General features: G+C 66.2%; 27 protein-coding genes. 17 read left to right on the forward strand and 10 right to left on the reverse strand.

What is annotated here, in order from left to right; translation table 11 throughout:
* Window positions 1–22: 22 nt before the first annotated feature.
* Complete coding sequence (locus ACQR0U_RS00145; protein ID WP_315750621.1) at window positions 23–922, forward strand: RluA family pseudouridine synthase; 900 nt, start codon at window positions 23–25, stop codon at window positions 920–922.
* A gap of 53 nt (window positions 923–975) precedes the next feature.
* Here ACQR0U_RS00145 and mtaB read toward each other — a convergent pair whose 3' ends face one another.
* Window positions 976–2298, reverse strand: a complete 1323-nt coding sequence (mtaB, locus tag ACQR0U_RS00150; RefSeq protein WP_315750620.1) for a tRNA (N(6)-L-threonylcarbamoyladenosine(37)-C(2))-methylthiotransferase MtaB — start codon at window positions 2296–2298, stop codon at window positions 976–978.
* Entirely contained in the window at window positions 2295–3161 is an 867-nt protein-coding gene (gene dapF, locus ACQR0U_RS00155; protein ID WP_316167777.1) for a diaminopimelate epimerase, read from the reverse strand. Before dapF ends, mtaB begins: the two co-directional genes overlap by 4 nt.
* Window positions 3162–3331: 170 nt before the next feature.
* Between dapF and ACQR0U_RS00160 the strand changes: the two genes are divergently transcribed.
* Both ACQR0U_RS00160 and ACQR0U_RS00165 read left to right on the forward strand, forming a co-directional pair.
* Complete coding sequence (locus ACQR0U_RS00160) at window positions 3332–4105, forward strand: GyrI-like domain-containing protein (protein WP_315715906.1); 774 nt, start codon at window positions 3332–3334, stop codon at window positions 4103–4105.
* A 5-nt stretch (window positions 4106–4110) separates the two neighbouring features.
* Complete coding sequence (locus ACQR0U_RS00165; RefSeq protein WP_316226820.1) at window positions 4111–4821, forward strand: SIMPL domain-containing protein; 711 nt, start codon at window positions 4111–4113, stop codon at window positions 4819–4821.
* A gap of 212 nt (window positions 4822–5033) precedes the next feature.
* Here the strand turns inward: ACQR0U_RS00165 and ACQR0U_RS00170 are convergent, their stop codons facing one another.
* Complete coding sequence (locus ACQR0U_RS00170; RefSeq protein ID WP_315750616.1) at window positions 5034–6026, reverse strand: MBL fold metallo-hydrolase; 993 nt, start codon at window positions 6024–6026, stop codon at window positions 5034–5036.
* Between the two features lie 336 nt (window positions 6027–6362).
* On the opposite strand from ACQR0U_RS00170, the gene ffh reads away from it, so the two are divergent.
* The 7 genes from ffh (at window position 6363) to ACQR0U_RS00205 (ending at window position 12825) form a co-directional block, all read left to right on the forward strand.
* Window positions 6363–7910: a signal recognition particle protein gene (ffh, locus tag ACQR0U_RS00175; RefSeq protein WP_315715903.1), complete on the forward strand. Its 1548-nt coding sequence runs from the start codon at window positions 6363–6365 to the stop codon at window positions 7908–7910.
* A gap of 169 nt (window positions 7911–8079) precedes the next feature.
* Window positions 8080–8412, forward strand: a complete 333-nt coding sequence (rpsP, locus tag ACQR0U_RS00180) for a 30S ribosomal protein S16 (protein ID WP_008964221.1) — start codon at window positions 8080–8082, stop codon at window positions 8410–8412.
* A 127-nt stretch (window positions 8413–8539) separates the two neighbouring features.
* A complete protein-coding gene (gene rimM, locus ACQR0U_RS00185; RefSeq protein WP_315750615.1) occupies window positions 8540–9133 on the forward strand; it encodes a ribosome maturation factor RimM in 594 nt (197 codons plus the stop codon).
* Window positions 9134–9330: 197 nt separating this feature from the next.
* Window positions 9331–10107 (forward strand): tRNA (guanosine(37)-N1)-methyltransferase TrmD, encoded by a 777-nt coding sequence (gene trmD / locus ACQR0U_RS00190; protein ID WP_315750614.1) that lies wholly within the window; start codon window positions 9331–9333, stop codon window positions 10105–10107.
* Between the two features lie 109 nt (window positions 10108–10216).
* Window positions 10217–10600 carry a 50S ribosomal protein L19 gene (rplS, locus tag ACQR0U_RS00195; RefSeq protein WP_015663536.1) on the forward strand — a complete coding sequence of 128 codons (384 nt, stop codon included), beginning with the start codon at window positions 10217–10219 and terminating at the stop codon, window positions 10598–10600.
* A 411-nt stretch (window positions 10601–11011) separates the two neighbouring features.
* Window positions 11012–12418 (forward strand): 3-isopropylmalate dehydratase large subunit, encoded by a 1407-nt coding sequence (gene leuC / locus ACQR0U_RS00200; protein ID WP_315715898.1) that lies wholly within the window; start codon window positions 11012–11014, stop codon window positions 12416–12418.
* Window positions 12419–12609: 191 nt separating this feature from the next.
* A complete protein-coding gene (locus ACQR0U_RS00205) occupies window positions 12610–12825 on the forward strand; it encodes a hypothetical protein (RefSeq protein WP_315715897.1) in 216 nt (71 codons plus the stop codon).
* A gap of 83 nt (window positions 12826–12908) precedes the next feature.
* On the opposite strand, the gene ACQR0U_RS00210 is transcribed toward ACQR0U_RS00205, so the two are convergent.
* The 4 genes from ACQR0U_RS00210 to ACQR0U_RS00225 all read right to left on the reverse strand — a co-directional run bounded on the left by ACQR0U_RS00210 (window position 12909) and on the right by ACQR0U_RS00225 (window position 15102).
* Entirely contained in the window at window positions 12909–13550 is a 642-nt protein-coding gene (locus tag ACQR0U_RS00210; protein WP_316169951.1) for a hypothetical protein, read from the reverse strand.
* Between the two features lie 316 nt (window positions 13551–13866).
* Window positions 13867–14142: a hypothetical protein gene (locus tag ACQR0U_RS00215; protein ID WP_315715895.1), complete on the reverse strand. Its 276-nt coding sequence runs from the start codon at window positions 14140–14142 to the stop codon at window positions 13867–13869.
* 95 nt (window positions 14143–14237) lie between these two features.
* Window positions 14238–14507, reverse strand: coding sequence for a hypothetical protein (locus tag ACQR0U_RS00220; RefSeq protein WP_315715894.1), 270 nt, complete (start codon window positions 14505–14507; stop codon window positions 14238–14240).
* Window positions 14508–14793: 286 nt separating this feature from the next.
* Complete coding sequence (locus ACQR0U_RS00225; RefSeq protein ID WP_316170085.1) at window positions 14794–15102, reverse strand: hypothetical protein; 309 nt, start codon at window positions 15100–15102, stop codon at window positions 14794–14796.
* 141 nt (window positions 15103–15243) lie between these two features.
* Here ACQR0U_RS00225 and ACQR0U_RS00230 point away from each other — a divergent pair, with 141 nt between their 5' ends.
* The 5 genes from ACQR0U_RS00230 (at window position 15244) to ACQR0U_RS00250 (ending at window position 18152) form a co-directional block, all read left to right on the forward strand.
* Entirely contained in the window at window positions 15244–15642 is a 399-nt protein-coding gene (locus ACQR0U_RS00230) for a metallopeptidase family protein (RefSeq protein ID WP_434842421.1), read from the forward strand.
* A gap of 90 nt (window positions 15643–15732) precedes the next feature.
* Window positions 15733–16335, forward strand: a complete 603-nt coding sequence (leuD, locus tag ACQR0U_RS00235; RefSeq protein ID WP_315800737.1) for a 3-isopropylmalate dehydratase small subunit — start codon at window positions 15733–15735, stop codon at window positions 16333–16335.
* An 81-nt stretch (window positions 16336–16416) separates the two neighbouring features.
* Window positions 16417–17217: a hypothetical protein gene (locus ACQR0U_RS00240; protein WP_434842422.1), complete on the forward strand. Its 801-nt coding sequence runs from the start codon at window positions 16417–16419 to the stop codon at window positions 17215–17217.
* 112 nt (window positions 17218–17329) lie between these two features.
* A complete protein-coding gene (locus tag ACQR0U_RS00245; RefSeq protein WP_315715890.1) occupies window positions 17330–17746 on the forward strand; it encodes a DUF6455 family protein in 417 nt (138 codons plus the stop codon).
* 34 nt (window positions 17747–17780) lie between these two features.
* Window positions 17781–18152 (forward strand): c-type cytochrome, encoded by a 372-nt coding sequence (locus tag ACQR0U_RS00250; protein WP_316204017.1) that lies wholly within the window; start codon window positions 17781–17783, stop codon window positions 18150–18152.
* 4 nt (window positions 18153–18156) lie between these two features.
* Here the strand turns inward: ACQR0U_RS00250 and ACQR0U_RS00255 are convergent, their stop codons facing one another.
* The gene (locus ACQR0U_RS00255; RefSeq protein ID WP_315715888.1) at window positions 18157–19035 is read right to left on the reverse strand and encodes an HpcH/HpaI aldolase/citrate lyase family protein; all 879 of its coding nucleotides are present in this window, start codon (window positions 19033–19035) and stop codon (window positions 18157–18159) included.
* A 101-nt stretch (window positions 19036–19136) separates the two neighbouring features.
* Here ACQR0U_RS00255 and ACQR0U_RS00260 point away from each other — a divergent pair, with 101 nt between their 5' ends.
* Window positions 19137–19781 (forward strand): carbonic anhydrase, encoded by a 645-nt coding sequence (locus ACQR0U_RS00260; RefSeq protein ID WP_315715887.1) that lies wholly within the window; start codon window positions 19137–19139, stop codon window positions 19779–19781.
* A gap of 66 nt (window positions 19782–19847) precedes the next feature.
* Here the strand turns inward: ACQR0U_RS00260 and ACQR0U_RS00265 are convergent, their stop codons facing one another.
* A complete protein-coding gene (locus ACQR0U_RS00265; RefSeq protein ID WP_315715886.1) occupies window positions 19848–20390 on the reverse strand; it encodes a TIGR00645 family protein in 543 nt (180 codons plus the stop codon).
* A gap of 34 nt (window positions 20391–20424) precedes the next feature.
* Complete coding sequence (locus ACQR0U_RS00270; RefSeq protein ID WP_315715885.1) at window positions 20425–21459, reverse strand: aspartate-semialdehyde dehydrogenase; 1035 nt, start codon at window positions 21457–21459, stop codon at window positions 20425–20427.
* 114 nt (window positions 21460–21573) lie between these two features.
* Here ACQR0U_RS00270 and ACQR0U_RS00275 point away from each other — a divergent pair, with 114 nt between their 5' ends.
* On the forward strand, window positions 21574–22374 hold the full coding sequence (locus ACQR0U_RS00275; RefSeq protein WP_434862524.1) for a hypothetical protein: 801 nt from the start codon (window positions 21574–21576) through the stop codon (window positions 22372–22374).
* The last annotated feature ends 11 nt before the right edge of the window (window positions 22375–22385 follow it).

Here is a 22385-nt window from a genome sequence, read left to right on the forward strand (position 1 = left end):
TCACACCCGCGTTACGGTTTCCATGGACATTAACCAACCCACCGACGAGGAAATGCTCGCCCGCGTGCTCCACCGCGACGGGCTGATGCTGGTGATCGACAAGCCGGCCGGCATTCCCGTGCACAAGGGACCGAAGGGCGGACCGAACCTCGAAGCCTCGTTCGACGCGCTGCGCTTCGGCCTGCCGCGCCCGCCGGTGCTGGCGCATCGGCTGGACAAGGAAACCTCGGGCTGTCTGGTGCTCGGCCGTCATCGCAAGGCAACGGCGTCACTCGGGCTTTTGTTCAAGCATGGCAAGATTTCGAAGACCTATTGGGCCGTCGTCGAGGGCGGACCTGACGCTGACGAGGGCGTGATCGAGCTCCCGCTCGGCAAGCTGAACGCCGAGCGCGGCTGGTGGCAGAAGCCGGATCCGAACGGGCAGCCAGCGGTGACGAAATGGCGGGTGCTGGGGAGGTCGTACTCTCTTGCCAGTCTATCCCTGAACTCCCCTCCCACTCGTGGCAACGACTCCCCTCCCCCTTGCGGGGAGGGGTCGGGGGTGGGGGTCCCCACGGGCAGTGTCGCTTGGAGCCACCCTCCTCCCCAACCCTCCCCCACAAGGGGGGAGGGAGCGCAGCTGCCAACCGGAGAGGGAGAGTCGGTGCACTCCAATCGCAGTCCGCGACTCACTTGGCTGGCGATGGAACCGGTCACCGGCCGCACGCATCAACTGCGCGTGCATTCGGCAGCGTCGGGATGGCCGATCGTCGGTGACAACATCTATGGCAACGGCCCGCGCTTCGGCGAGCCGCGGCTGCATCTGCACGCACGCGAGATTTCGATTCCGCTGTCGAAAAACAAGCCACCGGTACACGTGGTGGCGCCGGCGCCGGTGCACATGCATGAGCGGCTGAAGATGTGCGGGTGGAACGGGGCGTGAGCCCATCTCTTTCCGCACCGTCATGGCCGGGCGAAGTCCCGGCCATCCACGTCTTAGTTCTTGGGGACAGCGTGGATGCCCGGGTCAAGCCCGGGCATGACGGAATTCTGGACTAACAGCCGGGCCCCATGATGCCCCGTGATCGTGAGCCGCTGCACGGTGCCTGGCAACGCAGTGGTCGTGGCGACCGGCAGATAATGCTCCGTCCGTCCCTGGGTCTCACTCTCGATCAGCACCTCACGCTGACAGCCGATCTCCTGCTCCAACCGCCGCCGCAACGCCGCCTCTCCCGCGGCCCGCAGCCGCCGGGCCCGATCACGGATGACGGCGCCGTCCACCTGCGGCATGCGCGCCGCCGGCGTGCCCGGGCGCGGCGAATAGGGAAACACGTGCAGGAAGGTCAGGCCGCATTCCTCGACCAGGTCGAGCGAGCGCGCGAACATCTCCTCGGTCTCGGTCGGAAATCCCGCGATCAGATCGGCGCCAAGCGTGATGTCCGGCCGCAGCCGGCGCACCTGAGCACAGAATGCGATGGCATCGGCGCGCGCATGCCGTCGCTTCATGCGCTTCAGGATCAGATCGTCACCCGCCTGCAGCGACAGATGCAGATGCGGCATCAGCCTGGCATCATCCGCGAGCGCATCGAGCAGGTCGGCATCGGCCTCGATCGAATCGATCGAGGAGATGCGCAGGCGTCTCAACTCCGGCACGTGGCGGAGGATCTGCTTCACAAGCCGGCCGAGCTTCGGCGTGCCGGGCAGGCCGGCGCCATAGCTCGTCAGGTCGACGCCGGTGAGCACGATCTCGGCATGGCCACGATCGGCCAGCGCGCGGACCTGATCCACCACAGCGCCCATCGGCACCGAGCGCGAATTGCCGCGACCGAACGGGATGATGCAGAAGGTGCAGCGATGATCGCAGCCGTTCTGCACCTGCACGAACACGCGCGGCAGGCCGCGCTGGAAGCCGTCGACCAGATGCGGCGCCATCTCCATCACCGCCATGATGTCGGAGACGGCCACCTTCTCGGACGCATCGATGCCGAACCGTGGCACCGCCAACGCCTGTGTCGTCGCACGCCACGCATCGGGCCGCAGCTTGTCGTCATTGCCGATGACGCGGTCGACCTCGGGCATGGCAGCGAACATGCCGGCCTGCGTCTGCGCGGCGCAGCCGGTCACAACGATGCGCGCCGCGGGGCGCTCGCGCTTCAATTTGCGGATCGACTGCCGGGCCTGCGCCACCGCCTCGTTGGTGACGGCACAGCTGTTGATGACGATGGTGTCGTCGGCACCGGCCGCCTCGGCATGTTTCGCGATCAGCTCGGATTCGAACGCGTTGAGGCGGCAGCCGAAGGTAACGACGTCGACGCTCATGCGACGCTGGCGAACATCGACGGCTCGAACCGTCCCTCGAACTCGAACGTCGCGGTGCCCGTCATCAGCACGTGATCGTCGCGCTCGCGCCACTCGATCGTGAGCTCGCCGCCGGGCAGCCTCATCTGCACGATCCGGTTGGCACGCTTCAGCCTGACGGCCGCGACCGCTGTCGCACAGGCCGCCGAACCGCAGGCCTTGGTCAGCCCCGCGCCGCGCTCCCAGGTGCGCATCGTGATGTGGTCGCGATCGACGATGTGGGCGAGCGTGATGTTCGCACGCTCCGGGAAAATCGGATGGTTCTCCAGCAGCGGCCCGAAGCGCTCCAGATCATAGGCATTGACGTCGTCCACCCAGAACACCGCGTGCGGGTTGCCCATGTTGACGACCGAGGGCGAATGCAGGATCGGCGCATCGATCGGCCCGATCTGCAGCTCGATGTAGCGGGTGTCGCGGAACTCCTCGGCGAGAGGAATGTCCTGCCAGCCGAACTTCGGCGCGCCCATATCGACAGTGTAGAGGTCGGGCGCCGGCCCCTGCCAGCAGTTCAACAACCCGGCGCGGGTCTCGAACGTCGCACTGGTCTGGCCGGTCTTGCCGAACACCTGGCGCACCACGCAGCGCATGCCGTTGCCGCAGGCGCCGGACTCCGATCCATCATTGTTGTAGATGCGGATGAACGCTTCGGTGCCGTCGAGCCGCGGCGGCTGCAGCACCATCAGCTGATCGTAGGGCACCCGGGATGCCACCGCCCGCGCCTCGTCCGGCGTGACGACATGCTTCACGTCGCGCAGATCGACCACGACGATCTCGTTGCCAATCCCGTTCATCTTGACGAAGCTGTGGTTGGCCAGTGCGCTCATGAAAATATCCAAATTGTGTCCGCCTTATATGGCGAATGGCGCGGCATTGACCAGCCTGCAGAGCGACATGACGCATCTGTCATGGGACGCCGCGCCGCCGAGCATGTTAGGACCGGTTCATTCGCCGGCACGAACCGGGCAAAGCAGCACGGCCACTGGAGAATAGTCGAATGAATCTCAGCACTTTCCGCCTCGTTCTGGCCGTGAGCTCGGTCGCGCTCCTGCTCGGCGGCACGTTCGCCCGGGCCCAGGCGCCGTCGGCCTCGCCGGCTCCGGCGGCCTCAGCCACGCCCGCACCGGCCCCGAGCGCGCTACCGGCGCCGGTGGCGCCGGCCTCTCCTGCGCCTGCCGCGTCGGCCAGTCCGGCGCCCGCGACCAGCCCGACGCCGGCCGCCAGCGCGAGCCCCTCGCCGTCGTCATCTCCGACCGCGGCCCAGTCCCCGGCCACGACGCCGCCGCAGGCCGCGGCGCCGGCCCAGGCGGCCGACGCCTTCGGCGACGAGATCAAGCTCGAGGCGAAGAAGGTCGTCCTCGTCAAGGGCACCGCGAATTGGGACAATGCGTTCGACACGCTGATCGACTCCTTCAAATCGCTGTCGGCCACGCTGGACAAGCAGGGCATCAAGCCCGCCGGCAACGGCATGATCGTCTACACCTCGACCGACGACACCGGCTTCACCTTCCTGGCCGAGATGCCGGTCGAGCAGGAGCCGAAGACGCTCGGCAAGGGGATGAGCATCGGCCAGTCGCCCGAGGGCAAGGCGCTGAAGTTCGTCCATCGCGGCTCCTACGACAACATGGACAACACCTACGAGGCGATCACCAACCACCTCGACGAGCGCCGGCTGGAGGCCAAGGACACCTTCATCGAGGAGTACCTGACCGACCCCTTGAAGACGGCCGAGGACAAGCTCGTCATCAACGTCTACGTGCCGCTGAAGTGAGCACCATGATCATCAGACCCATCCTCGCGGTCGTGCTCGCGACCAGCTTCGCAATGCCCGCCCTCGCGGATGACATCGCCCGGCAGGACACGCCGGCGATCACCGTCAGCGGCGAGGCCAGCGTGTCGGCGCCGCCGGATCTGGCGCAGATCGACGCCGGCGTGGCATCCGACGCCAAGACCGCGCGCGAGGCCGCCGAGGCCAACAACGCCGCCATGGCCAAGGTGCTGCAGGCGCTGAAGGCGGCCGGGATCGCCGACAAGGACTATCAGACATCGCGGCTGTCGCTGCAGCCGCAATATGCGCAGAACCGGCCGGCCCAGCCGGCGGTGACCGGCTATCGCGCCAGCAATCGCGTCACCATCAAGCTGCACGACGTCGCCAAGGTCGCCAGCGTGATCGATACGCTGGTCGCGGCCGGCGCCAACGATGTCGGCAACATCTATTTCAGCGTCGCCGAGCCATCCAGGCTGCTCGACCAGGCGCGCGAGAAGGCCGTCGCAGACGCCCGCCGCAAGGCCGAGATCTATGCCAAGGCCGCCGGCGTGACGCTGGGTCAGCCGCTCAGCATCTCCGAGGACGGCGCGCCCGCCCCGGTGTTCCGCGCCAAGACCTTCGCCGCACCGATGGCCGCGACGCCGACACCGGTGGCGCAGGGCGAGGAGACGCTGTCGATCACGGTCAACGTGACCTGGGCGATCAAGCCGGGGCAGTAGGTCGGCCTCACGCCCACGCGACGCATTGTGCGTCGTGGCAGCCGACAACGTAGCTACAAACTCGGTGTCGTCCCGGCCTTGAGCCGGGACCCATACTCCGCGGCGGTAATTGTCGCGCGAGATGGAGCTGCCAGCCTTCACAACATTGAATTCGGTGTTTATGGGTCCCGGCTCAAGGCCGGGACGACATCTGTTTTGTGGCGGCGGCCTGCTTAGATCTCCACCACCTGCCCTGGCTTGAGCACACCAAACCGCTCGCGCGGGATGCCGGCTTGGTCGAGCGCGGCGTGCAGGGCGCGCACCGGCGCGTCGATCGCCTCGTCCGTCAGTTGGAACGTGCCGTGGTGATGCGCCAGCGCGGCCTCCGCGCCGCAATCCTGCAGCGCCTGCACGGCATCCTCGGGGTTCATGTGCTGGTCGCGCATGAACCAGCGCGGCTCGTAGGCGCCGATCGGCAGGATCGCGAGCCTGATCGGCGCGTGCTGCTCCGCCACGCGGCGGAAATGCTTGCCCGTGCCGTAACCGGAATCGCAGACGATGTAGACCCTGCCGCGCGGCGTCTCCAGCACGAAGCTCGCCCACAGCGCCTTGTTGCGGTCGAACAGGCCGCGCGCCGTCCAGTGCCGCGTCGGCACCAGGGTCACGGCGACCTCCTCGTTCAGCGTCACGCGATCGTGCCAGTCATAGGCCTCGGCGCGGATCTTGGAGTCAGCGTCGATCATCGTAAGGTCGTTGCCCAGCGGCGTGACGACCCGCGGCGAAAATCGCGCGGTCAGCTTCGACAACGTCCGGATGTCGAGATGATCGTAATGCCCATGCGACACCAGCACGACGTCGATATGCGGCAGCCCCTCAAAGGCGATGCCGGGATCATTGTGCCGCCGGGGACCGGCGAACGCGAATGGCGACACCCGCTCCGACCAGACAGGATCGACCAGGATGTTGAGCCCGCCGGTCTGGATCAGCCAGCTGGCGTGGCCGATGAAGGACAGCCGCACTGTCTCGCCGTCGATCCGGTGCGGCGGCGTGTCGGCGTGCGGGCTCGCCGCCCAGGACGGCCAGCGGGAACGCTTGCGGTTGCGGTCGAACTGCCAGCGCAGCACCTGGGACAGGGATTTGGGCGGAACGCCGTCGGGATCGTAGAAGCGCTTGCCGTCGAAATGGTCGGTGACGGGGCCGGAATAGGTCCTGGAACGGCGCAGCAAGGTCGTCCTCGCAAGGGAAAGCTGAACTGGCGCAAGAGGTAAGCGCCCCCACAGGGTCCGGCAACGGGACGGCGAGAAGCAAGTTTCCTTGACTTTTGCGGCTGCTGAGGGTTTAACCCGGCCGAATTTCGGAAAGTTTCGTCTTTTCGAGCCACCGCCCGGCCCTGGAGGCCGGAGGTCACCGCCCGACAGCGCTGTGCGCCCTCGGGCGCAAACGTGTTTGGACTGACGGTTTCGGCCGACGGGCCGAGGTCTATATGGTCGTCATGGGCCGCAGCAAGCGGCGATGACGGGCGGCAATGAAGCGAGCGCCCGCAAGGGCAAAGGATAACGGCATTGTTCGACAATCTGTCGGAAAGGCTTGGCGGCATTCTCGATCGGCTGACGGGGCGTGGTTCGCTCTCGGAAGCCGATGTCGACGCCGCGATGCGCGAAGTCCGCCGGGCGCTGCTCGAGGCCGACGTCGCGCTGGAGGTTGTCCGCAGCTTCACCGAGCGCGTGCGCGAGCAGGCGATCGGCGCCACCGTCGTCAAGTCGGTCACCCCCGGCCAGATGGTCGTCAAGATCGTCCATGACGAGCTGGTCAAGACGCTCGGCGACGACGGCCAGACCATCGACCTCAACGCCGTGCCGCCGGTGCCGATCATGATGGTCGGCCTGCAGGGCTCCGGCAAGACGACCACCACCGCCAAGCTCGCGCGCCGCATGGTCCAGCGCGACAAGCGCAAGGTGCTGATGGCCTCGCTCGACGTCTACCGTCCGGCCGCCATGGAGCAGCTCGCGGTGCTCGGCCGCGACCTGGACATCCCGACGCTGCCGATCGTGGCCGGCCAGATGCCGCCGCAGATCGCACGCCGCGCCATCGAGGCCGCCAAGCTCGGCGGCTACGACGTGGTGCTGCTCGACACCGCCGGCCGCACCACGCTGGACGAGGACATGATGAAGGAGGCCGCCGAGATCAAGGCGGTCGCCAACCCGCACGAGGTGCTGCTGGTCGCGGATTCGCTGACCGGCCAGGACGCCGTCAATCTCGCCCGCGCCTTCGACCAGCGCGTCGGCCTCACCGGCATCGCGCTAACCCGTATCGACGGCGACGGACGCGGCGGTGCGGCGCTGTCGATGCGCGCGGTCACCGGCAAGCCGATCAAGCTGCTCGGCACCGGCGAAAAGACCGACGCGCTGGAAGACTTCTATCCCTCGCGCATTGCCGGCCGCATCCTCGGCATGGGTGACATCGTCTCGCTGGTCGAGAAGGCCGCGGCGAACATCGACGCCGAGAAGGCCGCGCGCGCCGCCGAGCGGATGCGCAAGGGCCAGTTCGACCTCAACGACATGCGCGAGCAGCTGCAGCAGATGGCGCAGATGGGCGGCATCGGCGGGCTGATGGGCATGATGCCCGGCATCTCGAAGATGAAGAACCAGATCGCGGCCGCCGGCATCGACGACAAGATCCTCAAGCGCCAGGTCGCGATCATCGATTCGATGACGCGCGAGGAGCGCAAGCATCCCGACCTGCTCAAGGCCAGCCGCAAGAAGCGCATCGCGGCCGGCTCCGGCCAGAGCGTCGAGCACGTCAACAAGCTGCTCAAGATGCACCGGAACATGGCCGACGTGATGAAGGCCATGGGCTCAGGCAAGCGCGGCCCGCTGGCCGGCATCGCCCAGGCGATGGGTTTTGGCGGCGGTGGCGGCATGCCCTCGCCGGATCAGCTCAAGGCGCTTGCGGAAAAGATGCCGGGTGGCATGCCCGGCGGACTGCCGAATTTGCCGAAGGATCTGCCCGCCGGCCTGCGCGGCGGCCTACCGAACCTCCCCGGCCTCACCGGTCTCAGCGGCAAGCCGACTCTGCCGGGCCTCGGCCTTCCTCCGGGGAAGAAGAAATAATGAGGATCATCCGCTCCTCTTTCCATTCGTCATTCCGGGCGCGCGCAGCGCGAGCCCGGAATCCATACGCACGATCGTGGTTATGGATTCCGGGCTCACCGCTTCGCGGTGCCCCGGAATGACGGCTTAGCTGACATCAACTCATCAGAAGACACTCAGGAGAACCTACATGTCCGTCGTCATCCGTCTCGCTCGTGCCGGCACCAAGAAGCGCCCGGTCTATCACGTCGTCGTCGCCGACTCGCGCTTCCCGCGTGACGGCCGCTTCATCGAACGTCTCGGCTACTTCAATCCGCTGATGCCGAAGGACAACGAGGCACGCCTCAAGCTGGACATGGAGAAGGTGAAGGGCTGGCTCGCCAAGGGCGCGCAGCCGTCCGACCGCGTCGCCCGCTTCCTCGACGCCGCCGGCGTCAAGAAGCGCGAAGCCCGCCAGAACCCGATCAAGGCCGTGCCGCGCAAGGAGCGCAAGGCGCAGGCCGAAGCCGCCGCCAAGGGCTAAGGTCGTTGACGAGCGCGGCCTCATGCTTCGAGATGCACGGCTTGCGCCGTGCTCCCTTGCATGAGGAACTGGCTCCTCCTCCTGAGGAGCGCGCGTTCGAGCGCGTCTCGAAGGACGAGGCACGCTGATGTCCAAGCTCATCTGTGTCGCCAGAATCGGCGCCGCGCATGGCGTGCGCGGCGAGGTTCGCTTATGGACCTTCACCGAGGATCCGCTGGCCGTGCTGCATTACGGCCCGCTCACGACCAAGGACGGCAGCCGTTCGTTCGAGGTCGCGAAGGCGCGCGAGGCCAAGGACCATCTGGTCGCAGCCATCAAGGGCGTCACCGACCGCAATGCGGCCGAACGCCTCAACGGGCTCGAGCTCTACGTGCCCAGAGACCGCCTGCCCGAGACGGCTGACGACGAATACTACCACGCCGACCTGATCGGCCTCGCCGCGGAGACCGCTGACGGCGCGCAGCTCGGCCGCGTGCTCACGATCCATAATTTCGGCGCCGGCGACATCATCGAGATCGCCCCGCCCTCGGGCAGCACGTTGCTGCTGCCGTTCACCAATGCCGTGGTGCCGACGGTCGATCTTGCCGGCGGCCGCGTGATCATCGAGCTGCCGGCGGAGATCGAGGGCGAGGATGAAGCCGCGGATGAACCGGCTTCCGCTGAAGATGACGCTGCCGCCGCACCCTCCGCTCGTCGTCCCCGCGAAAGCGGGGACCCATAGCCACCGCAGCTGATTGGCTTGCGCGGGACTGGCCGCATGCCTCGTTTCGACATCACGCGGTATGGGTCCCGAATCGGCGCCGCGACGCGCTGACGCGCGTCACGCTTGTCCGGGACGACACCGGTGTCGAGGTCGCAAGAGCCGGCAATGCATCCAGGGCTCGATCTCGCAACCTGGGTACCTTAACACAGAGCATCATGACGACTTCGCCCCCATCCCCAGTCGCACCTTGGCGCGCCACCGTGCTGACGCTGTTCCCGGAGATGTTTCCCGGGCCGCTCGGCGTCAGCCTGGCCGGCCGCGCGCTGGCCTCCGGCATCTGGTCGTTGGAGGCGCGCGACATCAGGGCCTCCGCCACCGACAAGCACCGTAGCGTCGATGACACGCCGGCCGGCGGTGGCCCCGGCATGGTGCTGCGCGCGGACGTGCTGGCAGCCGCGATCGACGCGGCGGCGATCGATCCCGAGCGGCCGAAGCTGCTGATGAGCCCGCGTGGCCGGCCGTTGACCCAGGCCTTCGTCCGCGAGCTCGCGGCCGGTCCGGGCCCGCTGATCGTCTGCGGTCGCTTCGAAGGCGTCGACCAGCGCGTCATCGATGCCCGCTCGCTGACCGAGGTCTCGATCGGCGACTACGTGCTGTCGGGCGGCGAGATCGCCGCCCTGGTGCTGATCGACGCCTGCGTCCGGCTGCTTCCGGGCGTGATGGGCAAGCTCGAATCGGGCACCGACGAGAGTTTTTCCGATGGCCTACTTGAATACCCGCAATACACCCGGCCCCAACTATTCGAAGGCCGGACCATTCCGGATGTGCTCACCTCGGGTGACCACGCCAAGGTCGCCGCTTGGCGCCGCGCCCAGGCCGAGGCGCTGACTGAAGCGCGAAGGCCGGATTTGTGGGCCGAATGGCAGGGGCGCGACGGCCGAGAACAAAGAGGGACCGGCCAAAAAGAGCCAAAAAGCACGACAGACGGGTGACAAGCCTCGCGCTTTGGCTTATAGGAGCGCCCAATTCCGCAAGTGACGGCAGGAACAAGCGCAGCCCCCGCGTGACCCGGCTGGGCGCGCCGCCGATGGAGATTTACCCGTGAACCTGATTCAGCAGCTCGAAAAAGAGCAGTTCGACAAGCTGTCCGCCAACAAGACCATTCCGGAGTTCGGCCCGGGCGACACCGTGATCGTCAACGTGAAGGTGGTCGAAGGCGAGCGCACGCGCGTGCAGGCCTATGAGGGCGTCTGCATCGGCCGGTCCGGCGGCGGCATCAACGAGAGCTTCACCGTGCGCAAGATCTCCTATGGCGAGGGCGTGGAGCGCGTGTTCCCGATCCTCTCCCCGATGATCGATTCGATCAAGGTCGTGCGCCGCGGCAAGGTGCGTCGCGCCAAGCTGTATTACCTGCGCCAGCTGCGCGGCAAGTCGGCCCGCATCGTCGAGAAGCAGGACCGGCAGCAGACCGCCGTCAACGAGTAGTCGTTGCTTTCATTGGATTGACGAAGAGCGCGGGCTGGCCCCGCGCTTTTTTGTTTTTGCGCTGCCGTCATTGCGAGCGAAGCGAAGCAATCCAGAGTCCTTGCCCCGGCCCCTGGATTGCTTCGTCGCTTCGCTCCTCGCAATGACGGCGGGCGCAAACGCATCTCGCACTCCACGGCACGCGTGCTATATACCCCCTGAAATGGTTCTAGATCGCACCAGCATGGCCTGTCGCCGCGTCGTCATCGACGATCGCCGCCGGCTGCCCGGGCGGTTCTTCGGACGCTTCGCCACCTCGGCAACATCTGAGCTTAGGCGCGCGCTGTAAGCCGCAGCGCCTCATTGCTGATTGTTCACGCGTGCCCGGCACGCGCTCAGTTTCCAACCTTCAATTCCCGGGAGCATTCGCTCATGTCGAAGCCGACCACCCTGTACGACAAGATCTGGAACGACCATCTGGTCCACGAAGCCGAGGACGGCACCTGCCTGCTCTACATCGACCGCCATCTGGTCCATGAAGTGACCTCGCCGCAGGCCTTCGAAGGCCTGCGCATGACCGGCCGCAAGGTGCACGCGCCTGAGAAGACGCTGGCCGTGGTCGATCACAACGTGCCGACCACCGACCGCTCCAAGCCGAATCCGGATCCGGAGAGCATCGAGCAGATCAAGACGCTGGCCGAGAACGCCAAGGAATTCGGCATCGAATATTACAACGAGTTCGATCGCCGCCAGGGGATCGTCCACGTCATCGGCCCCGAGCAGGGTTTTACGCTGCCCGGCACCACAATCGTCTGCGGTGACAGCCACACCTCGACGCATGGCGCGTTCGGCGCGCTGGCGCACGGCATCGGCACCTCCGAGGTCGAGCACGTGCTGGCGACACAGACGCTGATCCAGAAGAAAGCGAAGAACATGCGCGTCACGGTCGACGGCGTGCTGCCGGACGGCGTGACGGGGAAGGACATCATTCTCGCCATCATCGGCGAGATCGGCACCGCCGGCGGCACCGGCTACGTGCTGGAATATGCCGGCGAGGCGATCCGCGCGCTGTCGATGGAAGGCCGCATGACCGTGTGCAACATGTCAATCGAGGGCGGCGCCCGTGCTGGCCTTGTGGCGCCCGACCAGAAGGCGTTCGACTTCCTGCGCGGCCGTCCCAAGGCGCCGAAGGGCGCCGCCTGGGATGCGGCGATGCGCTACTGGGACACGCTGCGCTCCGACGAGGGCGCGCATTTCGACCACGAGCTCCGGCTCGACGCCGCCAAGCTGCCGCCGATCGTGACCTGGGGCACCTCGCCCGAGGACGTGATCTCGGTGACCGGCGTGGTGCCCGATCCGGACCAGATCGCAGACGAGGCCAAGCGCATCTCCAAGCATCGCGCGTTGAAGTACATGGGCCTGACCGCGGGCACGAAGATCACCGACATCAAGCTCGACCGCGTCTTCATCGGCTCGTGCACCAACGGTCGCATCGAGGATCTGCGCGCCGCAGCCAAGATCGCCGAAGGCAAGACCGTCAGCGGCCACGTCAACGCGATGGTCGTTCCGGGCTCGGGCATCGTCAAGGAGCAGGCGGAAGCCGAGGGCCTCGACAAGATCTTCATCAAGGCCGGCTTCGAATGGCGCGAGCCAGGCTGCTCGATGTGCCTCGCCATGAACCCGGACAAGCTGGCGCCAGAAGAGCGCTGCGCCTCGACCTCGAACCGCAACTTCGAGGGACGCCAGGGCTTCAAGGGCCGCACCCACCTGGTGTCGCCAGCGATGGCCGCGGCGGCCGCAATCGCAGGACACTTCGTCGACGTACGCGACTGGCGCTGACGTCATCTCGCTGCTTCAGATCCGGCACGGCGGCAGGTCTACAAACGAACGCGATGGCTTCACCAAGCCATCGCGTTTTTCATTTCACCTCAACATCGACACAGTTCGGCAAGGGCTTCTTAAGTCTCGTCGCGCACAATCCTACCGCCGGACGCGCTGCGTCTGCAGAGGAACGTGCCGAGGAGCCTGACATGGCCGACAAGCCGGAATACGTCGACCTCATCCGTGATGCGACGCGCCAACGCCGCAAGACACCGCCCGCCAAGATCATTGCCCAGCCCGAGGCTCCGAAGGAGGAGCGGCGGTTGTCGAACTGGCCGCCCGGCCGCTTTGCCAAATGGCGCCTGGAGACGCTGGTGCCTTGGAAGCTGAGTGTGAGGAATTGGCAGTTCAAGGATTGGCTCTGACCGCCGCGCCCCACTCCATCCCCTTGAAATGAGAGAAGGACGCCGTTGGGCGCCCTTCCTGCTTTGTCGAACTTCAGGTCCCGTCAGTAGTAGCGCCAATGGTGGCGGTGGCGATGATGCCACCGGTGATAATGGCGCCAGTGATGACCCCGCCAATGCCGATAGTGGCAGATGCGGCGCGGCCCGTAATGGGTCCAGACGACGCGGCAGCGGCGATAGGGATAGTAGTAGCCCGAGGTATAGACCGGCGCGTAATAACTGCGATAGCCGTAGAAGTGCCGGCGGTGATGGTGGAAGTACGGCCGGTAGGCATAGTACGGACGATGATGATAGCCGCCGCCATGGAACACCGGCCGCGGGCCGAATCCGCCATGAAATGCGGGGCCGCCACCGTGGAAGACAGGACGCGGGCCACCGCCGCCGAAGGCATGTCCTCCCCCATGAAACGCGGGGCTGCCGCCGCCATGGAACGCCGGGCCACCGCCTCCGCCGTGAAATCCACCACTGCCGGGATGCCCGCCACCACCGCCGCCATGGCCGCCGGGGCCTCGGACCTGAACGGTCAATACGTCCGAAGGCGTCTGCGTGGCGGAGCCGGCACCGGGACTCACCGGCGACATCGCAAGCGCAGGCCGTCCGGACGCGCCCGCCAAGACAAACAGTGTGGCCGCCGCAAGACTGAGGCGACGAGCAAGACCAGCGCGCTGGTCCTTCATCCTCATCATGGTCCCTTCTCCCTGAATGCTGTGCAACGATGGACCCATGCAGCGCCGATGCTGGTCGTCCGATCGGTGGATTGGCGCACCCCCAACATGAACGTAGAGATAGCGACGTGAATGCGGCATGAATGATGCTCGTCAGTGATGCACGGTGCACACGCATCTGCGGCGTGGCGTCGCGGCAGAGGAGATGCAAGTGAGCCTCTAAGTCGTCCTGCAACTCAGGATCACGGATGCCGACGCAACGGCTCACGTGCTGCTCGTGCGGGGACTTCGCAACTAACGACACGCAGGAAACGCAGCGCGCCTCGCGGACATGGCCTCAATGGTAGAACGGCGTGAACAGAACCAAGGGGCCCGGCGGATAGGCCGGCGTGTAGTCCGTGGGACGGTCGAGATAGTGCGGCACCTCTGCCGTCGACACCACGAGCTTCGATCGGCGGCCCTGCCGACGCGGGCCAGCATCCGTTACGGTCTGACGCGCCTGCGTAACGGCTGGAGCTGCGGCCACAGGAGCGGTGGCGGCGGAACTTGCGAGCAGCATCGCCACCGTGACAACGCTGATCCCGAGCCAGGTTCTGTTGACTGATGGTTTCATGGCGAACCTCGTTGCCAGCCCCCCATCAACGTACAGGCCCGCAAAGCGGGCCTGTTTGATTTCGGTCATTGTCTCGGTCGGCCGGAAAGCGCGGCTTACCAGCGGCCGTGATGGCGATATCCGTAGTGATGCGGCCGCCAGTGATGACGCGGATGGTAGTAATGCCGAGGATAGTAGTGGCGCCGGGGATGCCAATGGCGGCGGCCGTGCCAATGCGCCTGCGTGGTCTCCTGCGCCGTGCCCTGCTGCACCGCGGTCGCAGCGCCCGGATTGATCAGCGACAGCGCCTGCGCGCGTTCGGCGGGGGCAGCCATCGCGAGAACGGCGCCAACCGCCGCGATGCCCAACAGCTTCATCACAGTCATGAACTTCTCCCTCGATCGCCTGACATCACGTCCGGCACCGTAACTTCCGCCTTGTCAGTTGCCTGAATGGCGGCCGCAGCAGCGCGACGCAGACCAGTCTCGAACGAGCGACGTGAATGGGACATGAAGACCTGCGCAGGAGCAGAATGCCGATATGTCGCGCATGGTTCCGCCGCAGTGCGCGACATATCGGCACTGTGTCCGGACGGTAACATCAGGCAACGTCGCGATCGCGACCGAATCACGTGCGCGCTTGCCGAGCCGATCAGTGCGCGGGACCCAGGAGTCAGCCGCGTCGCCAGACGCAACTCATATGCGGGACGATCACGGTGCCGCTCGGCCGATGCTCCGGAACATAGGTGGCATCGCATACACGAACTGCGTTCGGACCCGGGTTGAAGCGCGGCACCACGTCGGGCTGCCAATGACCCTCGTAGCGCGGATAGATCTGGATTCGTCGTTGCCGGCGCTGTGCGGAGAGATCCGTGCTCACCTCACTCTGCACGGCGCCGCGCGCGCCGGCGGCTTGCTCCGCTTGCGCTGCCACCGAGATCGAGACCACGACCGCCGCAGCCAGCGCCGCTCCGGCCAGCACCATCGACATCTGCCTCATCTGTTCCCCAACCCCCAGTTCGCGCGTCACGGTCGCCGGTTTCATCCCCTGCGTCAACCAGCTCCGCCACACATGTCATAGAACCAAGATGCAAGATGATCAAAGCCGGGCTAGAAGGCGGCAATGTGGACAGATCTGAAAGCCCCCTCGCTCACCGACATGGAAGTCATGGCGCACGAGATTTTCGAGCGTCTGCCCGAGCATTTTCGCAAGATGTGCGAGGGCGTCATCATCCGGGTCGACGACTTTCCGACCGAGGAGGTGCTCGACGAGATGCAGTCCGAAAGCGAGTTCGACCTGCTCGGCCTGTTCCAGGGCACGGGACTGCCGTTTCGCAGCAACGACGACCTGCCGCGCCTGCCCAACATGATCTGGCTCTATCGCCGACCGATCCTCGACTACTGGGCCGAGCACGACGAGAGCCTCGGCCACATCGTCCGCCATGTCCTGATCCACGAGATTGGCCATCATTTCGGAATGTCCGACGACGACATGGAGGCGATCGAGGCGTCCGTCGACTGACGACCCGGCCGAGAGCACCGGGATTTTGACTTTATCCGCCCTGCCGTTCGGGCTAAACAGCGGCCTGCCCGTATTCTCGAAGGTGCCCCGATGGACAAGTTCACCACGCTGGAAGGCGTCGCCGCGCCGCTGAAGATCATCAATGTCGACACCGACATGATCATCCCCAAGCAGTACCTGAAGACCATCAAGCGCACCGGCCTCGGCAAGGGCCTGTTCTCGGAGCAGCGCTACAAGGACGACGGCAGCGAGAACCCGGATTTCGTGCTCAACCAGCCGGCGTACCGCAACGCCAAGATCCTGGTCGCCGGCGACAATTTCGGCTGCGGCTCGAGCCGCGAGCATGCGCCCTGGGCGCTGCTCGATTTCGGCATCCGCTGCGTGATCTCGACCTCGTTCGGCGACATCTTCTACAACAACTGCTTCAAGAACGGCATTCTGCCGATCCGCGTGTCGCAGGCCGATCTCGACAAGCTGTTCGACGACGCCGAGCGCGGCGCCAACGCGACCCTGACGGTCGATCTCGCCAAGCAGGAGATCCGCGGCCCCGACGGCGGCACCGTCAAGTTCGACATCGACCCGTTCCGCAAGCATTGCCTGCTCAACGGGCTCGACGACATCGGCCTGACGCTGGAGAAGAAGGCGTCGATCGACAGCTACGAGGCCAAGCTGGCCGAGCGCGCCTGGGCCTGAGGCCCGCCGAAGGATGGTGAGTTCGCGGGCCCCGGACCTCGTCCGGGGTCCTGTTTCGAGAGCAGCCCAGCAGGTCCGCCGTTGACGCGCGTATTGCCCGAGGTCGTCACCTTCTGGCGGGGGCCGTTCGACCGGCTGCGCCAGACCTGCCTGCGCTCGCAACTCGCCGCCGGCCACAAGGTGACGGTCTACAGCTTCGATCCGCTGCCCGGCCTGCCCGACGGCGTCGGCAATGCCGAGGCCGAGGCCGTCCTGCCTTATGCGTTCTCCGAGCGTCTGAGACCGCCGCAGCCCGACGGCGGCTGGCGCGACTGGACCACCTTGCAGTTCAGCGACTTCTTCCGGATGCGGCTGATGGCACAGCGCGCCGGCCTCTGGCTCGATGCCGACGTGCTGCTGCTCAGGCCGGTCGAGATCGACCCCGCCGTGCCCTATTTCGCCTGGGAGCGGCCGCGGCAGCTCGGCAACTCCGTGCTCTATTTGCCGCCGGAGGATCCGATCGTCGCCGAGTTCGCCGCGCTGATGGCGCAGGACGCGCTGACGCCGAACTGGCTTTCGCTGCGTCACCGCCTCACCTTTGCGCTGCGCCGCCTGCGCGGCGGCTCCGACCGCCTCTCGGACATCCGCGTCGCCATCTTCGGCCCTGCCGCGCTGACGGCGCTGGCCCGCCGCCATGGCTCGCTGCACCATGCGCTGCCGAAGCGCAGCTTCTACGCGGTGCATGCCGAGCCGAAGGCGTTCTTCGACCCTTCCGACTTCTCCGGCCTGATCGGCGATCCCGGTGTCATCGGCCTGCACATCTCGCCGAAGGGCCGCGGCGGCGAAGCGCCGATCCCGGGCAGCCTCTATGCCTGGGCGGCCGCACGATTTGCCCCGCGCTGACCTTTCGCCACGCAGCTTTGCGGCCGGCGCAGGACCGATTTGCTGCTTGATCTACCGCAACGTCCGCGCGTCCACCCGGTGATTGATTGCGAACAATCATCGGAGACGTGTCATGACCGTAGACGCCAAGCCTTATCCGCGGGTTCAGTTCCTGATCGATACGTTCGCGCAATGGCTCCGGCACCGGCGTGAGCTGAGCGAGATCCGGCAGCTCGACCGTGACGATTTCGAGCGTATCGCGATGGACCTCCAGGTCACGCCGGCGGATCTCGACGAGCTGGTCCGCCATGGCGAGCACGCCGCCGACGAGTTGCCGCAGATGCTGAAGGCGCTCGGCATCGACGAGGCCGCGCTGGGGCGCGCCGAGCCGCTGGTGCTGCGCGACATGGAGCGCGTCTGCGCCATGTGCAAGGACAAGCCGCGCTGCCATCGCGATCTTGCCGCCGGGACGAGTGCCGAGCACTACGAGGAATACTGCCTCAACGCCCCGACCATCGACCGCCTGGGCAGCGCCGCGGTCAAGCACTGATCGCCGCCTCCCTCCCACCCCGCGGAGCAATGCGATGAGCCTGCCGAATCTGCACCGCAACACCTGGCTCCATGTCGGCGCCGCGATCCTGCTCGCGCTCGGCGCGATGCTGCTGATCCGGCTGCACAATGCCGGCGGCGTGACGCCGGCCGCCGACAGCGTGCAGGCGGGACGCAAACTGGCGGAGGCCTGGTGCAGCACCTGCCACGCCATCGACACCAGCGGGGCGAGAGCCCAAACCACGGCCGCCCCCGATTTCGTCGCGGTCGCCAACATGCCGTCGACGACCGAGCTATCGCTCAAGGTGTTCCTGCAGAGCAGCCACCCGACGATGCCGAACGTCATTCTGACGGCCGAGCAGCGCGGCGACCTCGTCAACTACATCCTCAGTCTCCGCCGCACCTGACGCCTCACTTCGCCACCGCCGCGATCGCATCGGCGATCGCGATCGTGCGTCGCGCCATCTCGGCATGCAGCCGCTCGACCATGCGGCCGTCGATCTGGATCGCGCCGCGCGAGGCATTCTCCGGCAGCTCGAACGCAGCAATGATCTTGCGTGCCGCAGCGACCTCGTCGGCGGGCGGCGTGAAGATCGCGTTGCAGGCGTCGATCTGGCCGGGATGGATCAGCGTCTTGCCATCGAAGCCGAGATCGCGGGCCTGGATGCATTCCTGAGCGAATCCGTCGGTGTTGGCGAAATCGCTGTAAGGCCCGTCCAGAATCTCCAGCCCATGGGCGCGCGTCGCCAGGATGCAGTGGCTGATCATCGGCAGCATCGTGGAGCGGCCCGGCAGCATCCGGATGCGAGTCTCACGCGAGATGTCGTTGGGTCCGAACACGAAGCCGGCGAGCCGCGAGCCTTCCTCGTGCACGGTGGCCGCGAGCAGATCGGCATCGAGCACGGCACGCGCCGTCTCGATCATCGCCCATACCTTCAGCGCGGGATCGGCGCCGACCTCGGCCAAGCGATCCGTGACCAGGCGAAGGTCCTCGACGGTCGACACCTTGGGGACGAGGATGCCGTCGGTCGCCGCCTGTCCGGCCATGGCGACGTCGTCGCGCCACCACGTCGTATCCAGGCTGTTGATCCGGATCAGCAGTTCCCGCTTGCCGTAGCCGTCGGCCGCCACCGCCTTGGCGATCTGGTCGCGGGCGGCGGCCTTGGCGTCCGGCGCCACCGAATCCTCGAGATCGAGGATCAGCCCGTCGGCCGGCAGGTTCCGCCCCTTCTCCAGCGCGCGCGCATTGGAGCCGGGCATGAACAGGAGACTGCGGCGCGGGCGGATCATTTCGGCGTTTCCCTTGGTTTATCGACGCGGCCCGCGATACCATTTCGGGGGCCGGCCCGAAAGGCTTGTTCCCGGAAGCCGCATGTGTTTAGGCAAGGCCCATGATCTCGTTTCCGCAACGCCTGCTCGAAGGCTATCGCGCCTTCGCCACCCAACGCCTGCCGACCGAACAGAGCCGTTACCTCGAACTCTCGGAGCGCGGCCAGTCGCCCGAAGTGATGGTGATCGGCTGCTGCGACTCGCGCGTCTCGCCCGAGGTGATCTTCGACGTCGGCCCCGGCGAATTGTTCGTGCTGCGCAACATCGCAAACCTGGTGCCGATCTATCAGCCGGACGCCAACGCGCACGGCGTGTCGGCGGCGCTGGAATATGCCGTCACCGTGCTGAAGGTGAAGCACATCGTCATCCTGGGCCACGCCCAGTGCGGCGGCATCCGCGCCTTCGTCGACAAGGCGGCGCCGCTGTCCCCGGGCGACTTCATCGGCCGCTGGATGTCGATGTTCATCAAGCCCGGCGAGGTCGTCGAACAGCGCACGCATGAGAGTTTCCAGGACTTCGTCACCCGGATCGAGAAGGCCGCGGTGTTCCGCAGCCTCGAGAACCTGATGACCTTCCCATTCGTGCGCAGCCGCGTCGAGGCCGGTGATTTGCAGCTCCACGGCGCCTATTTCGGCGTCTCCGAGGGCTCGCTGTTCGTGCTCGACAAGGCCAGCAAGGAATTCAAGAGCGCGCGCGCTGGCGAATAGCGAATGGGGAGTAGCGAGTAGTTCACCTGCCCTATTCGCCATTCGCGCCTCGCTATTCGCCGCCCATCAATGGTCACCCGACCAGCGGTCCGACAGCGCCAACATCAGGGTCGACACCACGAAGGTCATGTGCACGCCGACCAGCCAGGCGAGCTTGGTCGAGTCGTAGCCGGCGTCGAGATTCATGAACGCCTTCAAGAGCTGGATCGCCGAGATCGCGACGATCGAGGCGAGCAGCTTCTGCTTCAGTCCGGCGAAATCGACCTTGGTCATCCATTCCGGCCAGTCGGGATGGCCGCCGGGATCGATGCGCGAGACGAAGTTCTCATAGCCGGAGAACACCACGATCAGCACCAGGTTGCCGGTCAGGCAGACGTCGATCAGGCTGAGCACGCCGAGGATGATGTCGCTCTCCTTGGCGGTCGGCAGATGGACGATGTTCTCCCACAGCAGCAGCACGAACTTGAACAGCAGGACGACCAGGCTGACGACGAGGCCGACATAGAACGGCGCCATCAGCCAGCGGCTCTTGAACAGGAAGCCTTCGAGCCCGCGCTCGAGCGGACCCGGCGCGTGCCTGGCGGCGTCCGGCGTCGTCTTCTCGCTCATTGCGTTCCGCGCCTCACCCTGACGACGTCTCCGCTCAGGCCGCCTTCTTCTTGGCCGTGATCAGCTTGCGGTTGATCAGGACCTCCGCGATCTGGATCGCGTTCAGCGCCGCGCCCTTGCGCAGATTGTCGGACACGCACCAGAAGGCGAGGCCGTTCTCGACCGTGCCGTCCTCGCGGATGCGGCTGATATAGGTCGCGTCCTCACCGGCCGCCTCGTAGGGCGTCACGTAGCCGCCCGGCTCGTGCTTGTCGATGACGAGGCAGCCCGGCGCATTGCGCAGGATGTTGCGGGCCTCGTCCGCCGTGATCGGATTCTCGAACTCGACATTGACGGCTTCGGAGTGACCGACGAACACCGGCACGCGCACGCAGGTCGCAGTCAGCTTGATCTTCGGATCCAGGATCTTCTTGGTCTCCATCATCATCTTCCACTCTTCCTTGGTGAAGCCGTCTTCCATGAAGACGTCGATCTGCGGAATGACGTTGAAGGCGATGCGCTTGGGAAACTTCTTATTGACCAGCTCGTCGTTGGTGTAGACGGCCTTGGTCTGCGAGAACAATTCGTCCATCGCATCCTTGCCGGCGCCGGACACCGACTGATAGGTCGACACCACGACGCGCTTGATCTTGGCCTTGTCGTGCAGCGGCTTCAGCGCGACGACGAGCTGGGCGGTCGAGCAGTTCGGATTGGCGATGATGTTCTTCTTGTTGAAGCCGGCGGCGGCGTCGGCATTCACCTCCGGCACGATCAGCGGCACGTCGGGATCCATGCGCCAAGCCGACGAGTTGTCGATCACGACAGCGCCGGCGGCGCCGATCTTGGGCGACCACTCCTTCGACACCGAACCGCCGGCCGACATCAGGCAGATGTCGACATCGGCAAAATCGTAGTGCTCGAGCGCTTTGACCTTCAACGTGCGGTCGCCATAGGACACCTCGACGCCGACGCTGCGGCGTGAGGCCAGCGCGACGACCTCGTCCGCCGGGAATTGCCGCTCGTCGAGAATATTGAGCATTTCCCGTCCGACATTGCCGGTCGCGCCGACCACTGCGACTTTGTAACCCATCGTTCACTCTCCGAAGAAATTTGGCCGGCCGCGCGTGTCAGCGGAAACCGAAGCGGCAGCGCTTCTATGCGAGAAACGTCCCTGACACAACGTTACCACGATGTCTCGCATCCGATGCAGTCCGATTCGGCCAGAACAGCCGCAGCGCCCCGATCCGCGTCCGTCCTGCAGGGGCTCCAGGGCTTCGCGGACGAGGTCTGCGGCACATTTGCGCGCCTGTTCGCCTATGTGGGGGCTCTGGCGCTGATCGCCATGCTCGGGGTGGCCGGCTGGAATCATCTCGACGACGGCGACGCTTTGCCCGGCCGTGCCGGCTGGACCTTGGCCGACGCCGCAGTGCCGGCGTTCTCGCTTCGTCTCACCGACCAGCCCGACAGGACCGCCACCTACACCGTGCTCATCCACCCGGAAGGCGGCCGCAAGGACGTGTTGCGCTGGGGCGAACCCGCCGATCGCCCCGCTGCCGAGCTCGAGGTCTACCGGTTCGGATCGGAGCGCGATGCAAGGCATGATCCCCGGGCCGATCTCGCGGTCCGGATGGGGCGCAACTCCGCCTCCGAGCTCGAGACCGCCGGCGTGATCGACAGCCGGTTCGGCCCCGTCAGTCTGGTTCGCCGGGCTGGGGCTCCCGAGGGCGCCGGAGCCTGCCTCGGCTTTCTCAAGACCATCGCCGAGCCGAGCTTGCGGATCTCCGGCTGGTCGTGCCAGGGCGTGACGATGCCGATGCGCCGCGCCATGGTCGGGTGCATGCTCAACCGGCTGACCCTGCTGGCGCCCGACCAGCACCGGGCCCTGAGCCAGCTGTTCATGGGGTCCGATCAGCGGCACGGCGGCTGCGACGAACCCGCCATCGCCAGCGGCAGCGCCGATTGGGTGACGTCGACCGCCAATCCGAGGCTGCGCGGCGCCTTGTGAATGTCTGCCTG

The organism is Bradyrhizobium sp. HKCCYLRH3097, assembly GCF_051167875.1.
Taxonomy (GTDB): Bacteria; Pseudomonadota; Alphaproteobacteria; order Rhizobiales; family Xanthobacteraceae; genus Bradyrhizobium.

Bases quoted from the DNA above. Each gene is read 5' to 3' on its own strand.
- ACQR0U_RS00145 (WP_315750621.1), top strand. From the start codon at position 23: ATGGACATTAACCAACCCACCGACGAGGAAATGCTCGCCCGCGTGCTC.
- mtaB (WP_315750620.1), bottom strand. From the start codon at position 2,298: ATGAGCGTCGACGTCGTTACCTTCGGCTGCCGCCTCAACGCGTTCGAA.
- dapF (WP_316167777.1), bottom strand. From the start codon at position 3,161: ATGAGCGCACTGGCCAACCACAGCTTCGTCAAGATGAACGGGATTGGC.
- ACQR0U_RS00160 (WP_315715906.1), top strand. From the start codon at position 3,332: ATGAATCTCAGCACTTTCCGCCTCGTTCTGGCCGTGAGCTCGGTCGCG.
- ACQR0U_RS00165 (WP_316226820.1), top strand. From the start codon at position 4,111: ATGATCATCAGACCCATCCTCGCGGTCGTGCTCGCGACCAGCTTCGCA.
- rpsP (WP_008964221.1), top strand. From the start codon at position 8,080: ATGTCCGTCGTCATCCGTCTCGCTCGTGCCGGCACCAAGAAGCGCCCG.
- rimM (WP_315750615.1), top strand. From the start codon at position 8,540: ATGTCCAAGCTCATCTGTGTCGCCAGAATCGGCGCCGCGCATGGCGTG.
- trmD (WP_315750614.1), top strand. From the start codon at position 9,331: ATGACGACTTCGCCCCCATCCCCAGTCGCACCTTGGCGCGCCACCGTG.
- leuC (WP_315715898.1), top strand. From the start codon at position 11,012: ATGTCGAAGCCGACCACCCTGTACGACAAGATCTGGAACGACCATCTG.
- ACQR0U_RS00205 (WP_315715897.1), top strand. From the start codon at position 12,610: ATGGCCGACAAGCCGGAATACGTCGACCTCATCCGTGATGCGACGCGC.
- ACQR0U_RS00210 (WP_316169951.1), bottom strand. From the start codon at position 13,550: ATGATGAGGATGAAGGACCAGCGCGCTGGTCTTGCTCGTCGCCTCAGT.
- ACQR0U_RS00215 (WP_315715895.1), bottom strand. From the start codon at position 14,142: ATGAAACCATCAGTCAACAGAACCTGGCTCGGGATCAGCGTTGTCACG.
- ACQR0U_RS00220 (WP_315715894.1), bottom strand. From the start codon at position 14,507: ATGACTGTGATGAAGCTGTTGGGCATCGCGGCGGTTGGCGCCGTTCTC.
- ACQR0U_RS00230 (WP_434842421.1), top strand. From the start codon at position 15,244: ATGTGGACAGATCTGAAAGCCCCCTCGCTCACCGACATGGAAGTCATG.
- leuD (WP_315800737.1), top strand. From the start codon at position 15,733: ATGGACAAGTTCACCACGCTGGAAGGCGTCGCCGCGCCGCTGAAGATC.
- ACQR0U_RS00245 (WP_315715890.1), top strand. From the start codon at position 17,330: ATGACCGTAGACGCCAAGCCTTATCCGCGGGTTCAGTTCCTGATCGAT.
- ACQR0U_RS00250 (WP_316204017.1), top strand. From the start codon at position 17,781: ATGAGCCTGCCGAATCTGCACCGCAACACCTGGCTCCATGTCGGCGCC.
- ACQR0U_RS00255 (WP_315715888.1), bottom strand. From the start codon at position 19,035: ATGATCCGCCCGCGCCGCAGTCTCCTGTTCATGCCCGGCTCCAATGCG.
- ACQR0U_RS00260 (WP_315715887.1), top strand. From the start codon at position 19,137: ATGATCTCGTTTCCGCAACGCCTGCTCGAAGGCTATCGCGCCTTCGCC.
- ACQR0U_RS00265 (WP_315715886.1), bottom strand. From the start codon at position 20,390: ATGAGCGAGAAGACGACGCCGGACGCCGCCAGGCACGCGCCGGGTCCG.
- ACQR0U_RS00270 (WP_315715885.1), bottom strand. From the start codon at position 21,459: ATGGGTTACAAAGTCGCAGTGGTCGGCGCGACCGGCAATGTCGGACGG.
- ACQR0U_RS00275 (WP_434862524.1), top strand. From the start codon at position 21,574: ATGCAGTCCGATTCGGCCAGAACAGCCGCAGCGCCCCGATCCGCGTCC.